14 protein-coding genes are annotated in these 13,856 nt (G+C 42.7%); 5 read left to right on the top strand and 9 right to left on the bottom strand.

Features of this window, described 5'->3' with window-relative positions:
• Positions 1-266: 266 nt before the first annotated feature.
• On the bottom strand, positions 267-1,082 hold the full coding sequence (locus AC1DV1_RS28420; RefSeq protein WP_477367117.1) for a LuxR C-terminal-related transcriptional regulator: 816 nt from the start codon (positions 1,080-1,082) through the stop codon (positions 267-269).
• Positions 1,083-1,427: 345 nt separating this feature from the next.
• On the opposite strand from AC1DV1_RS28420, the gene AC1DV1_RS28415 reads away from it, so the two are divergent.
• The 4 genes from AC1DV1_RS28415 (at position 1,428) to AC1DV1_RS28400 (ending at position 5,519) form a co-directional block, all read left to right on the top strand.
• Positions 1,428-1,808: a hypothetical protein gene (locus AC1DV1_RS28415; RefSeq protein ID WP_477367114.1), complete on the top strand. Its 381-nt coding sequence runs from the start codon at positions 1,428-1,430 to the stop codon at positions 1,806-1,808.
• Between the two features lie 158 nt (positions 1,809-1,966).
• On the top strand, positions 1,967-3,577 hold the full coding sequence (locus AC1DV1_RS28410; RefSeq protein ID WP_477367112.1) for a sensor histidine kinase: 1,611 nt from the start codon (positions 1,967-1,969) through the stop codon (positions 3,575-3,577).
• Positions 3,564-3,965, top strand: coding sequence for a response regulator (locus AC1DV1_RS28405; RefSeq protein ID WP_477367109.1), 402 nt, complete (start codon positions 3,564-3,566; stop codon positions 3,963-3,965). The genes AC1DV1_RS28410 and AC1DV1_RS28405 overlap by 14 nt, the downstream gene beginning before the upstream one ends.
• Before the next feature lie 126 nt (positions 3,966-4,091).
• On the top strand, positions 4,092-5,519 hold the full coding sequence (locus tag AC1DV1_RS28400; protein ID WP_477367106.1) for a DUF2142 domain-containing protein: 1,428 nt from the start codon (positions 4,092-4,094) through the stop codon (positions 5,517-5,519).
• A gap of 120 nt (positions 5,520-5,639) precedes the next feature.
• Here the strand turns inward: AC1DV1_RS28400 and AC1DV1_RS28395 are convergent, their stop codons facing one another.
• The 8 genes from AC1DV1_RS28395 to AC1DV1_RS28360 all read right to left on the bottom strand — a co-directional run bounded on the left by AC1DV1_RS28395 (position 5,640) and on the right by AC1DV1_RS28360 (position 12,992).
• The gene (locus tag AC1DV1_RS28395; protein WP_147056794.1) at positions 5,640-6,053 is read right to left on the bottom strand and encodes a VOC family protein; all 414 of its coding nucleotides are present in this window, start codon (positions 6,051-6,053) and stop codon (positions 5,640-5,642) included.
• 69 nt (positions 6,054-6,122) lie between these two features.
• Positions 6,123-6,548, bottom strand: coding sequence for a helix-turn-helix domain-containing protein (locus AC1DV1_RS28390; RefSeq protein ID WP_477367103.1), 426 nt, complete (start codon positions 6,546-6,548; stop codon positions 6,123-6,125).
• A 186-nt stretch (positions 6,549-6,734) separates the two neighbouring features.
• A complete protein-coding gene (locus AC1DV1_RS28385) occupies positions 6,735-7,091 on the bottom strand; it encodes a VOC family protein (protein WP_477367100.1) in 357 nt (118 codons plus the stop codon).
• Between the two features lies 1 nt (position 7,092).
• Positions 7,093-7,410, bottom strand: coding sequence for an ArsR/SmtB family transcription factor (locus AC1DV1_RS28380; protein ID WP_477367097.1), 318 nt, complete (start codon positions 7,408-7,410; stop codon positions 7,093-7,095).
• A complete protein-coding gene (locus tag AC1DV1_RS28375; protein ID WP_477367094.1) occupies positions 7,407-7,844 on the bottom strand; it encodes an SRPBCC family protein in 438 nt (145 codons plus the stop codon). The genes AC1DV1_RS28380 and AC1DV1_RS28375 overlap by 4 nt, the downstream gene beginning before the upstream one ends.
• Before the next feature lie 363 nt (positions 7,845-8,207).
• Positions 8,208-8,492: a hypothetical protein gene (locus AC1DV1_RS28370; RefSeq protein WP_477367090.1), complete on the bottom strand. Its 285-nt coding sequence runs from the start codon at positions 8,490-8,492 to the stop codon at positions 8,208-8,210.
• Between the two features lie 16 nt (positions 8,493-8,508).
• Positions 8,509-11,625, bottom strand: coding sequence for an AsmA family protein (locus AC1DV1_RS28365; protein ID WP_477367087.1), 3,117 nt, complete (start codon positions 11,623-11,625; stop codon positions 8,509-8,511).
• Between the two features lie 509 nt (positions 11,626-12,134).
• Positions 12,135-12,992, bottom strand: coding sequence for an ankyrin repeat domain-containing protein (locus AC1DV1_RS28360; RefSeq protein WP_477367084.1), 858 nt, complete (start codon positions 12,990-12,992; stop codon positions 12,135-12,137).
• Between the two features lie 94 nt (positions 12,993-13,086).
• Here AC1DV1_RS28360 and AC1DV1_RS28355 point away from each other — a divergent pair, with 94 nt between their 5' ends.
• Positions 13,087-13,845 (top strand): hypothetical protein, encoded by a 759-nt coding sequence (locus AC1DV1_RS28355; protein ID WP_477367081.1) that lies wholly within the window; start codon positions 13,087-13,089, stop codon positions 13,843-13,845.
• The last annotated feature ends 11 nt before the right edge of the window (positions 13,846-13,856 follow it).

Genomic DNA, 13,856 nt, shown 5'->3' with positions numbered 1-13,856 from the left:
AAAGAGTTTATTCTATGGTACTTGTTCCTCAAGAATAAACAAAATGGCAATAGGTTTTCTTAGCCATATTTGAACTCTACCATGAATAAAAAAAGCCGGACTTTCGTCCGGCCATGGTATCGTTCGCAAATATTATTGCTGGYAGGTTGCACCTCTGCAGAGCCTGGGTACTCTTATATCTGCATTTGCTATATACTGCTTTTTTTAGCTAATTCCACCAACTATTTTTGGCATCATTACCCAAAGATTAAAAGGATTGCTATAAGCTACACCCACCCTTCGCTTATTACTTTCCTCAGCAAATCCAGGGGGGTTTTTACACCTGCTTTACTTAGAATATTTTTCCGGTGGGTATTAACGGTGTGGATACTGATGTATAATTCGGCAGCGATATCCTTACTGTTCCGGCCTTCTACAATGTGTTTTAAAATTTGCTTCTCCCGTTTTGTAAATAGATCAGACGAGTGGGTGAATGTTACAGTATCCTGTATATTGTAATAGGATGGCTGCCCATCCAGGCCAATGATTGAAAAGCAAGGCTTGCCTTCGGGTTTAATGTGCGAGATATCTGTATGCAGTACCAGGCTTCGGTAATAGCTATTTTCGTCGTACTCTATGGGTATTATTTGGTGCAGCAAACGGATATAGTTGTTGTTTTTAGCTTTAATCCTATAATCGTGCATGTATTTGTAGCTACCTCTTTTTGCCAATGGTAATTTAGTCAAAAACTCCGTCGACCGGCCTTCAAAACCCAGAAACCAGGGTTTATCATCCGGGTGTATCCTGTCTAAAAAAAACATAGCGTTCACTTCTTCAGGTGCAAAACCCAGCACATCGGCTATCTCGGGGCTTATAAACTCCAGTTCCATATGGTAAACATTAAATACCATGTAGTAATGCCGGCCCGGCTGAAAAACACTTAACAGCCGTTTATGAAACTCAATTTCAATCTTCAACTCTTCTACGTGAACAGCGTCGGTTTTAATGGCAGTGCCCCATATTTTTTTGGCGGTAAGGTAAATGTCTGAGCCTCTTTTTTCCATCAGTGTATTTTCATCACGAAATATAGGTACAAGTTTCAACAAGTTGTTTTTTTAATACAATTAATAGGATAAAGCACCGGATTAAGRCCGTTTAAAGGCTCATTAACAATGCGATTGCACTTTTTTGGAATGCCCATTTATCGCCGGCAAAAGGAGTATTAAGCCGTTCCTAAGTAAATAAGGTAATAAGCCTGTTTTAAATACCAGTTATTCAAACGCAACCAATTAACAATCAGAATAGTACCAACCAACACAATTAACAATCAATTAACATTAGGCAACGGTGTTAACATAAACATAATATTAAAATAGCATTTAGTTAACGTACCTTTGTGCCGAAATCAAATTCTTGCGTAAACCTGAATTTTTTCCATCCCCCAACATATGAAAGATAAAAAAATAAAATCTGTAGCCAAAGAAGCTCGTAAGGCTCTTAAAAAACAATTAAACGATAAATTTACGGCTCAGTTAAAAACCATCGTGAGCGAATTTGAGCCAGAATTAAAAGGCCTGACCAAGGCAATTGAAAAAGCTTCTAAAAATTTGGCCAAAGCAATTGCAGCAAAAATAAGCGACAAAAAAGACGAACCAGCAGCGCCAACCAAAAAAACCAAAGGAATTGTTGTTGAAGTTAAAGAAGCCGCTTTACCAATAGTTAAAGAAGCCGCATCTCCGGCGCCTGTTGCTAAAGTTGACAAAACAGCTACCAAAACAGCCGCTCCTAAGTCGCCAGCCAGCAAAAAGGAAAGTGCCCCTGTAAAATAAACCTGTAAATACGACGGTTATTTTTACTGCAATTTGGTATTTTCTATTCACAAATAGAAAATTTATTAACTTGATTAACAAATAGTTAAATTCAATTTAACTATTGTAAGTTAAAATAAAAAATGTAAATTGTCGGTTGCGAAAACTGATAATTTACATTGATTAAACCAGACTCATTAGCATCAAAAGCGAATAGCGCTTGTGGTGCCCGATGCGGCAACGTGCAACGAGCAGCAATTGCCAAGGCAGGGCTTTACCAACAGGTAAAGGATTTTTTTTCTGGTATCTTTGACACCAGCAACTGGCCCGCCCGATGGCATTGCGGCACGTGGAGCGAATTCCATGGCTGGCTGTATATTTTTTCGGACCTGCTCATAGCAGTATCTTATTTTGCAATCCCGCTGTTGCTTATCGTCCTGCTCACCAAGCGTAAGGATGTACCCTTTCCAAAAATACTTTGGTTGTTTGTTGTTTTTATTGTTTTATGCGGCATTACCCATTTTATTGATGCCGGCATTTTTTGGTGGCCGGCATATCGCCTGAGCGCGCTGTTGAGGTTACTTACCGGTATTGTATCGGTAACGACGGTATATGCGCTATACCGGATAATGCCCACGGTGCTTTCGTTACGGTCTGTAAACGAACTGCAAAAAGAAATAAATGAGCGTAAAATTGCCGAAGAAAAGCTGGCTGCCAGCGAGTTCCTATTACTGGAGGCCGGCCGAATGGGTAAATTTGGCGGCTGGGAAATGGATTTGCTTACTAATAAAGTAACCTGGTCAAAAACTATTTTTGATATCCATGAACTGCCCTATGATTATGACCCCACTTTTTATGATTTCAGCCGGTTTTACGCCGAACCGTATTTGACGATAATGACCCAGGCATTAAACGAGTGCCGGGATACAGGCACGGGTTATGATCTGGAAGTGCAACTGATAACGGCCAAAAACAATCGGGTCTGGGTGCGCGCCCGCGGCGAGATGTTATACGATGAGCAAAGTAAGCCCACCAAATTAAGAGGTGTATTTATGGATATTGATAAATACAAACTGAATGAACTGTCGTTAAACAAAACGGTAGAAATGGTTACCAAAAACAACCAGCAGCTCAAAAACTTTACCCACATCCTGTCCCATAACATCCGTAACCATGCCAGTAATATTTCGCTGGTATCGTCATTAGTTGATGAAAGCACGTTGGATGAAGAGAACGGCGAACTATTTCAGAAGATTAGAAAAATTTCGGAAGGCTTGAATACCACACTCGAAGATTTATCATACGCCATTAAAATTAAAGACGAGATCATAGAAGCCGAGCGGATAAACTTTAAGGAAATAACCACTAAAATTCTGGGAATTATCGAGTCGGACGTAGCCGCAAACCACGCGGTAGTTACGCAGCAGTTTGAGGTTGAAGAGGTTATTTTCCCTAAAATTTATTTGGAAAGTATCCTGATGAACCTGTTAAGTAATGCAATAAAATACCGTAAGCCGGGCATCGAGCCGAGGGTTTTATTAAAAACATACAAGGACGAAAACGGGGACACCGTTTTAGAATGTACCGATAACGGCATCGGCATTGACCTGAAGCTACACGAAAAAAAGATTTTTGGCCTTTATAAAACTTTTCATGACCGCAAAGACTCACATGGCGTTGGTTTGTTTTTAACCAAAACCCAGGTCGACTCGCAAGGCGGGCAAATAACCGTAACAAGCAAACCCAATAGCGGCAGCACATTTAAAATAACCTTTAATGAAAAAAATTAATACTCTTTGTGTGATAGATGATGATGATATCTACACTTTTACCATCAAACGCATTATTGCCAAAGCGGAAGTTGCCGAAAAAACCATTTTTTTTCATAACGGCCAGGTCGCAATCGATTTCTTTCACAATTGCCTTGAACTTATCAGCAATCTGCCGGATATGATCCTGCTTGATTTAAACATGCCGGTACTTGACGGCTGGCAGTTTTTGGATGAATTTATAAAGCTGGTGCCCCGCCTTGGCAAAAAAATACTGATTTATATTGTAAGTTCGTCAATTGACGAAGACGACTTTAAACGCGCCAAAGCCATGGAACAGGTATCTGACTTTATTGTAAAACCCCTTAACGCCGGCGATTTAAGGAATATTGTAGATCAATGGGTATAATGCGAAAAAGCCTAAGGCAAAAGGCTTAAAGCTTAAAGCCGGGTGTCTAAAAGGATAGTATGTTAAGTACCCTGGCTTTTCTTCGCGCATAATCCTTAGCTTCGCTATTGATTTGTGCTGATGCCTATGTTTACTTTTAATACTTTTTACAGCAGCCTTCTGCAGCGCCTGCATTACGTATACCTTTTGTATGCGGTGCCGCTGGTGGTTATCATTGCCATAATAACCCCGGCTTTTCAAAGCCCCGACGAGCCCAACCATTTTGCCCGCGCCGAACAGGTTTCAAGGCTTGAATTGGTCCCCACTTTTGTGTACGACAAGGCGCACCCCATTACCGCCGCCGATTCCATATCCAAAGACCCAGCTATTGTTTACCCAGACAGGGGCGGCTTCATGGTTGATAAGGGCATTTACCAGCTCGATCATATTTATAGCCCCCTTGCACGCAACGGCAATATAAAAGTGGCGGCGTTAAAAACAGATAGCGCCAAAAACTTACAGTGGCACGCCGGCACCATATATTTCAATTTTGGCAATACGGCCATTTATCCGCCGGTTGTTTATTTAATGCAGGCCCTGGGTATTGGGGTGGGTAAGCTGCTTCATTTAAGCATCCTGAATACACTGTACCTTTCCAGGATATTGAATGGTTTACTGTGCGTAACGCTATGCTTTTTTGCCCTGATGCTGGCCAGGCAAAGTAATATTTTATTATTCATCGTGCTACTTTTCCCGATGACGGTATCATTATTCGCTTCGGTAAGCCAGGACGCTGTTTTAATCAGCTGTTCTTTTTTACTCGTTGGGTTTATAGACGATTTCGCCTTTGGCGATAGCCATCGGCCCAAATGGAAACTGTACACTATGGTTATCCTGGTAGCTATCATCGGCATTGCCAAGCCGCCTTACATCATCTTCGCTTTTTTATTCCTGTTTTTAAACCTTAGCCCAAAACAAAAGGCGGCTGGCATTATTGTCCCTTTTGCGGTATTGGTGCTTTGGCTCATCATCAATCACGGCAGTTTCATGATCAAGTTTGCACCAGCCGAAATGAGACTGAACTCAAAATTACAGGTATTGTACATTTTGCACCACCCATTCAGGTTCATGGGCATGTTTTTTGATTTTGATAAAACGGCATTACAAAACGTAGCCCGTATGTTTGTAGGCGTACTGGCCTGGCTCGATGTGCAGTTACCCGATATTTATTACCGCAATGCATACATCTGCCTCGTTTTGGGTATCATGGTCAGCCTGGGCTTCAAAGGCAGCACCAGGCTCAGGATAGCTTTGCTGGTTTGCGGTATCCTCACCATCGTCGCGGTTATATCGGCCCAATATGTTACCTGGACAGCCCTCGAATCGCCAACCCTCGGCGGTATGCAGGGCCGGTACCTCATTCCTATTTTTCCTTTTATCGCACTGGCTTTATGTGGTTATCCTGTAAATAACACCTTCGCGCGGTTAAAAGCAATCGTGTTACCGGTTGTTTTATTATTCCCGGTATATTCGGCCATCATCATGATACAGGTTATCTGCAGCAGGTATTATTAATGTAGTGTCAACGATGAATTGACGGACAGCTTTAAGTCAAAAGTCTTAAGTTCCAAGTCAAAAAAGAAAAAATCCACCTTTTGGCTTACGACTTTGTACTATTGACTTAACGCTATCCCTTTATTTTTGCTTTTCGCCTAAGGAAAACCAGTTGCCCGAGTCGTCTTTAAACAGTGCCTCAAAGCCGTAAAACTCTTTGGTAGGTTCTTTTTTAAACTCAACACCTTTTGCTTTCAGCTCCTCGTAAGTTGCCACCAGGTCGTTACATTCAAATACGCCAAAGCCAAAGGTGCCCTGGCTTACCAGGTTGCGCATTTGTTGGGCGGCATCCTTTTTAAACATCATTCCTTCGGCAATGGCCATGAGCGAAATTTCCAGTTCAGGCTGTTCCGGCGGGCATACGGTAAGCCAGCGCATTCCCGGCCCCATGGATGCATCGGTATGCACCTTAAAGCCCAGTTTATTAACGTAAAAATCATAAGCACTGTCCTGGTCCAGAACAAATATGCTAACATGGTTCATTTTTGTGATCATGGTGCCAATTGTTTATTTGCATCAAATATGAATATTAGCAACGGTCTTCACCTATCCAAAATTGCTGTTTTAAACCCAGCCATTTTCTTGCGCAAAACAATTGGGGATAAATTTCAGCGGTGCCTTCACCATATCAGCGGCTCTTTGAAGTTCCCGCTGCTGGTATACCGATGGCGACAAGAGGATTATCTTTTTAAACAAAGCCGAAAAAGAAGTAACACTATCAAAACCTACAGCATAACAAGCTCCGGTTACAGATGCGCCTTTCTGTAAAAGCAGGCGGGCCTGCTCAACCCTCACCGCTATCAGGTACTGGTGCGGGGTTTTGCCATAAGTGGTTTTAAACAGCCGGATAAAGTGAAACTTCGAGAAAAAAGCTTCATCGGCAATATCATCCAGGTTAATAGCCTCGTGATAATGGCCATCAATAAAAAGCTTGGCATGCACAATACGCCTATACAAATAAATCTTCGGGAATGATGCCATATCATTCATTAGCTTGCTGTTACAATGCCGGTAAATATCGGGGAATTATTTGAAATCAGCGTTTGCTGGATTTGAGAATTAGCAGAATTTTGTCTGAACCTGGATTAAGCAGACTAAAGGGTTATCACGATTCCGGCAATTTTCAAATCTTCAAATTTTCAAATCCTCAAATAATTCTTTTATCTGCACATCCATTCAGTCCCCATGCAAGCTCATCACATTGCCATCCGGATCTTTAATACCCAGGAATTTACCCCAGGGCGTTTCGTCAACCTTGCCTAATTGGATGCCTTTGGCGGTAAGGTCGGCAATGTCGGCGTCCAGATCGTCGGTTTTAATAACAAAGCCGCGCACGCTACCTGCCGGCATTTCCGGAAACCAGTTTACCAGGGTGATAGAAACAGCCGAGTTTGGGTATCCCATCTGGATCCATTGCGAACCATTGGGCCCAAAAGGAGCTTCAACAATAACTTCGAAACCCAGTTTTTGGTAAAATGTCTTTGCTGCCTGCTGGTTGGTTACCGGGATAGAGATAATTTCAATTGCTTTCATATTATTTAGCGTTTTGGTTTAAAAGATTTTCGAGGTTGTTTAATTTCTGTTTCCAAAAACCATCAAAGTATTCAATCCATTGTTTTACTTCTTCAAAGCCATCTGCCTTCAATTCGCAATAGCGCTCACGGCCGCTATCTGTAATTACTATCAGGCCGGCATCATACAGCACCTTTATATGTTTTGAAACCGCGGGCCGGCTGATATCAAAATTGCCCGCAATGGTATTTATGGATTGCTTGTCATGTGATAGCAACATTAAAATAGCCCGCCGGTTGCTGTCGGCAATGGCTTCAAAAGGGTTTGTTATCGCTCTCATTTTGTATCGTTTAGTAATTTAGCCAACCGCCTTGGGATTCCTTTCTTCCAGCCACGTTCCATAAACAAGCTCGATATCATATTCTTGAAGCCTTTGAAACCGCTATGTTCCAAAACCAGCCTGGTACCATCGCCGTCGGCGCTTAACGTCCAGGTAAGTACAGTATCTAATTCAATTACCCCGGGCCTGGGTCCGCCTTTCCAATTGTAAACCAGTTTTTGGTGGGGTATTATCTCCAGTACTTCGCAGTAAACAATACCGTCCCAGCCCATTTTAGGTAATGGTTTGCTGTGAAACTGAAATTTGTGACCAACCACCGGCTTAAAATCATTTTTCATCAACCATTGGCTAACCAGGTCGGCATCGGTTAAATAGCGCCAAACTTTTTCTGCCGGGTGGGCGAAATACCATTTAATAACTAAATCTCTTTGCATAACATGTAACCTATGAGTTACACAAACATATATGTAACTTATGAGTTACGCAAATAATATTTTTCTTTTTTAATCCCTGCGGCTATCTTTTTCGTAATTCGGTTTAAACCGGCCCAAAACACTAAAAAAAGCATGTTGGCAAAAACCTGTCGGTTTAAATTAATATGGTTGGTATATTTATACATTCATGTCAGCAAATCAACATCAATTTTATGGTGGCCTGCCGGTTAACAACATCCCACTTGGCGATCTTTTTATTAGAGAAGATTTATTTAGGGACGTCCCTGATGATTGGCATATTATCATAACCGATATTAAGGGAAGGGTGTGCTGAAGCTAATGGGTTTAATACGATAGGATTAGCTATCTGCCCGACGTAAAATTCATATAAATGAACATTGCAATAACCGATACCGTAGTTACGATATAAAGCGCCGTTGATTTTATAATAATCCGTCTCCAAAGCAAGGCCATCAAAATAGCCATATGAATAATTACAAATGCCAATGAAACCCAAATGGTATATTTATCGGCTGATGCGCTTTCGCCATAAATAAAAAAGCGGGCAAATTGACCTATGATCTGGAGTACAAAAAACAGTACAAGGTTCAACATCGCGAGTACTATAAATACGAATATTTTTTTCATCGGCATATTGCTTTCCCTACTCCCCTTCCGGTGTCTCCTTTAATTCGTCTTCTTTTTTACCCTTGCCCAGTTTAACTATGGGTTTTTCCTGTGTACCGGTAATGGTCATGGGTATACCAAAGATACCCAGCGGTGGCAGACCAAGACGGAATTGCAGGTTCAGCTTGCCATCAAAACTTACCTGCCCCTCCAACCTTGGGCGGAAGCCGGCCATCCTCATTTTTGTACGTTGAATGGTGATGATGTTGTTGGCTATAGTGGTTTTAATATCAACCTTGCTTACATCGTTTTTACCGCCCAGGCTATCGCGCCCGGTTGTTTTACCCACGGCACTAAATAGTTTAAAGCCTTTTACCTTTACCTTTTTAACCGAAAGCACTCCCCCGCCCTTCAGCGATGGATAAATGGGTTTCATATCGCCGTTAAGCTTGCCACTTAGTTTATAATCCAACGATACAATACCCTCGGCACTTGCAGCAGATGTGGCCATGTCATGAAACAACTTTACCTCTTTATAAGCCCTTTTAATGTCAAAATCTTTGGCATCAATATGATAATCAAAATAAGCTTTTTGCGGGCTGATGCTGCCATAGGTGGCGTCCATTACCACAGGCGCACCTATCATGGTAAAACCTGTTTGTTTTAAAACTATCTGGCCCTTGCTTACGCTCATTTGCCCTTTGGCGTCATTAATATCAAGGCCATTGTATTTTACTTTTTTAACATCGGCGGTAAAGCTAAGATCGAGGTTGGCGGGTACGAGGATAACGCCCGATTTAGCCGCTTTCGGGGTTGACGGGCCACTGGCAAAAGCCGTAAAATCATCGGCAATGATAAGCCCGCTGCTTAAATTAAACTCCCCCTTTAACGACGAGTTGGGTTTTACCGCATAATCTATCACGTTAGACAGTGCGCCGTTAAGCACAATAACCGATTTACCGTAATTAGCGGTAAACTGATCGAATTTCATTTTATCCTGGTTAAAACTAAACAAGCCTGTTTTAATGAGGAATGGTTTTGGGAACAACTCGGATGTTAAAATCAAGTCTTTCACCTTCATGGTGCCCGAGTTGGCCAATTGATCATACCGGCCGGCTGTGGCGTCGCTTTGTTTACCTTTAAGGGACAGGTTGGTGGTGATAAGCCCTTTTACATTGTATCCTGCCATGGCAAACACCTTGTAAATTTTACCAATATCCAACGATCCGTGCGATTTGATGCTATAATCCAGGTTATCAAAGTTTTTTAGGTTGGCTTTCAGCATGAAAGGCTGTCCCTCGAAGGTGAGGGATACCGGCTTGATATTAACCATCAAACCTTTTAATGACCCGGTGCTGTTGCTGATAGCTGTGCTTATCTCCAGGTTTTCAACCGGGTGCGGGTAATATTTGGTTTGAATGTAACCGCCATGCAAATCAATCTGCACGTTGGTAACCGGGAATATTCTTTTGGCCGGGATATACCTCCCTTTGGTTTGTACGTCGGCATCCAGATTGCCACGCAAACCAATGCTATCAACCGGGTAAAACTTTTTAATATCGGCCAGATCAAATTTCGCCTTCAGGTCGGCATCAATTAAGGCACCTGCGGTATTGCTTAGTTTTAAATAACCTTTAATATAGTTGTTCAGCGCGTTAATATTCAGGTTGGTCATGGCCATGGTGGCATGGGCCGGGTTTTGGTCGGGGCAGTTGGCATCAAGGTTAAAACTTACGTTTTTCATGGCCTCGGGCAGTTTGGCATATTTAAAGTAGCCATCCCGGAAAGCAGAATGCAGCGTAAACTTAGGGATATTGGTAATCACGGTATCAATATGATGCCTGATGCCTGTTTTCCTGATCCCGGTGGCGTATTTACCTTCGGCTACCATGTGCAGCGAGTAGCGGCCCTTTACATCAAAGGCCTTTACGCCAAAAGCCTTGTTCCATTTTTCCAGGTCAATCTCGGTATTAATTTTAGCGAAGATCTGCGGCGATTTAACGCCTTTCACCTTAATAACCGACCCGAAATAATCCTTTCCGATATTAAAATACACCGAGTCGATATTCAGGTTCAGGCTATCGGGATTACAGCCCGGCGCTTTTGCCTCCATGTTCAGGTAGAGGTTTTTTACCGGCTCGGGTGTTTTTTTATTGGCGATATAACCATCGCGGATCTTCATACTGAAATCAAGATCAGGCATTTGTTTGGTGGCGGCAATGTACTTACCAACAAGCGACATCGTTATCTTCCCATTACCATTCAGTTCGGTATCATCGGTCCACTTGGCATATTGGGCAGGCAGGGCGGTAAAAATATCGCTCAGATCCTGCTGATCAGATTTTATCCTGAAATCCATACCGTAACCATCTTTCAAAAATTCAAACCTGCCTTTAAAATCAACCGGCAACGCATTAATCATGAGGTCGTTTTTTTGAAATACAAAAGCAAGCGATTTGGTGTTGATGCTGGTAACCAAATCGGCATTTACTTTTTTATGGTAGATATAGGCTTGGCCACCGTAGCTAAAATCTATCGAACCTATCTCGGTGTGGGTGTACAGGTCAAACACATCTTTGCTCAGGTCGCCCCTGCCCTGATAGTTAAAATCGCGGGCATCAACCAGTAATGGCATCGATTTATCGTTATAAACCAGGTGGCTTTTTTCAATCAGTATCTGCTCAATACCTAATGATGCGCTTGCAGTATCCACTGCCTGCGCCGGTTGGGCAGGCTTGGCCTTGTACACATTATAGTTGGCATGCCCGGCGCTATCTACCTGGATATTGATTGTGGCTTTGCTCAGGTAAACGCGGTTAATGTTGATTTTACTTTTAAATAACGAGGAAAGGTCAATAGCCAGCGAAATTTCTTTTGCGGCTACCAATGTATCATTCTGAAAAGGGGCACTACCATTGAGCGAAAAATCGTTCAACGTAAGTGTAAGCGCCGGGAATTTTTTAAAGAAAGATAGGCTTGTACCCGAAAAATTGAGCTTACCATTGATACTGCTGCCCGCCCATTGTTTTATTTTATTGGTAATAGTTTGCGGAAACAAGTATGGCAGTAAAAACATTAATATCAACAGGCTCACCAGGGTAATGCCGGTAATTTTAAGCGTTTTAACGAGTATTTTTTTTATTGGGATGGGCATAAAAATATAGATGATCAGGTGCCATAAAGATAGAGCAAAAAGTTGTGCTGTTGATAGAATTTAGCTACAAAATAGACTAGCACCCTATAAACCTCCCCTGGGAGCTACCGTATGCGCACATCTTTTTTGAAAGAAAATTGTCATTTCGATTGAGCAAGGGAAGGCAAAGAGCGGGAGCGCGAAAGAGAAACTATCTCTTGAGCGTAGCAAAAAATCTTGAACGCCCTGCATGGCCGAATGTCCGCTTTTACAAGATTTCTACTCACCTCCGGTGCAAGATTCCCCCACAGGTTCGTTCGTATGACAACGTTTTTTTTAGTGATACGGTATTAAAAGAAAATTGTCATTTCGATGGAGCAAGGGGAGGCAAAGAGCGGGAGCGCGAGTGAGAAATCTTGAACGCCCTGCTTCCAAACCGACCTATCGGAATGCAGGGCATATAAGATTTCTCACTCGTACCTCGTTTCGAAATGACAACTTTTTTTAGTGATGCGCGAGTTTGGGTGAGGCTATCCCCTTAAATACGCCGCTATTTCCGCAAAATTCTTCCGCGCTTCATCGTTCAGGCTTTCGTCATTTTCCATGTGTAAAGCCCAGCCGAGGGGTGTACCGTTATATATCTTGTCGGGCATATCCAGCCGCGCCCCGGCCTCGACCAATAGTTTTACGCTCTCCAATGAGCCGGAATATACAGCCTGGTGCAAGGGAGTAGCATGACTGTGGAAACCCGCGTTATTCTCCGGGTAGCCATTCGGGTCGGCACCGAGGTTTAGCAGGTAGGTTATCATTTGCGGCTTGCCGTAAAAACCGGCAACGGTTAAGGCTACTAATAATTCGGCTTTGTCTGCCCCGGCAGTAAAACGGATTACATCGTCCATTCTATCCAGCCCGATGGCTGCTGCCAGTGTAAGCTGGCCGCCGCGCACAATTAAATGGGCGGCGGCATCAAAATTGCCATGCGCCAATGCCCCCAAACCACCGCCTGGTGTTGCGCCGGCATCAATCAGCACATCCATCAAGGCTATCTGTACGCCACATTCCCGGGGGATTCTCCCGGTTGCTACCAGGCCAAGGGCATAATCAAGCTGTTGTTGCATGGTACCGGCAGCAAACTCTTTTACGTAGCCAATGAGTAGCTGCGTAACATCCACAATATTTGCCGGCAGCTTGCCATTGCGGATTGGATTATCGGCCACAAACCAAAGCAGGTACGGATTTTGGAAATAGCCAGGTTCGGGAAGGTCAAGTTTATCTTGTACCAAATGGTGGTTTTCGGTTATCAAAGCGGTTAATAATCCAATATCGCCGGTTTCAATAGCTTCCACAGCCTCCCGGAAAAGCGGATTGGTAATGTCAGAATTTTTCATCCCTCCTGATTGAATGTTAAATAGCCTTTGTCAATTAAAGATACAGATGTATATTTAAATACCGTTCTTAACGGTATTAATTTGCTTTAAACCCATGAAAAATATCATCTTTTTCGCCTTGTTTTTATTTATCATCTCCAATACACAAGCCCAGGCACCAGCTTCAATTATAAAAAGATATAAGGAAATATTTAAGTTGATAAAGGCCAATAAAGCGCAGGAACTATCAAAATTGGTGGCCTATCCCTTAATACGGCAAAACCCGCTAAAAGACATCACCAGCGCTAACGAATTTGTGACATATTTCCCTATTTTGTTTGATGATGCTTTTAAGAAAAAAATAGCCCTGTTTGCCGATAGTGATGTATTTGATCACCATGGCGGCTATGGCCTGGTTGGCGGCGCATTTGATGGCGATATATGGTTAAACAGTGATGGTAAGATACAAGCTATTAATTATAGCTCCAAGCGGGAAACCGACCTGAAAAACCTGCAGACAAAACAAATTCAAAGCAAAATATATCCAACCGTAAGCCATTGGGACGAGAATATATTGGTATTACAATCGCCCAAACTACTGATCCGTATTGACAGGGTTGGCCAAAAACTGAGGTATGTATCCTGGAGCCAGGGCAACCCTACCTCGTCAAAACCCGACCTGGTACTAACCAATGGTGTTGCAGAAGCACAAGGCACCCAGGGCGGCTGGACATATACCTTTAAAAATGGCGACTGGACCTACGTGATAGATGATGTGGAAATGTGCGAAACAGCAAGCCAATGCGGTTATTTCCTTCGCCTCAGCCTTAAAGATGTTGAAAAATCATCAGTAAGGTTGAAGGTGGTTAAATAACAATCTGCCAT

This window comes from Mucilaginibacter sp. P4_D1, from assembly GCF_056401935.1.
Note: the sequence above shows the minus strand (reverse complement) of the source record. Positions and strands in the feature narration are given on the sequence as shown.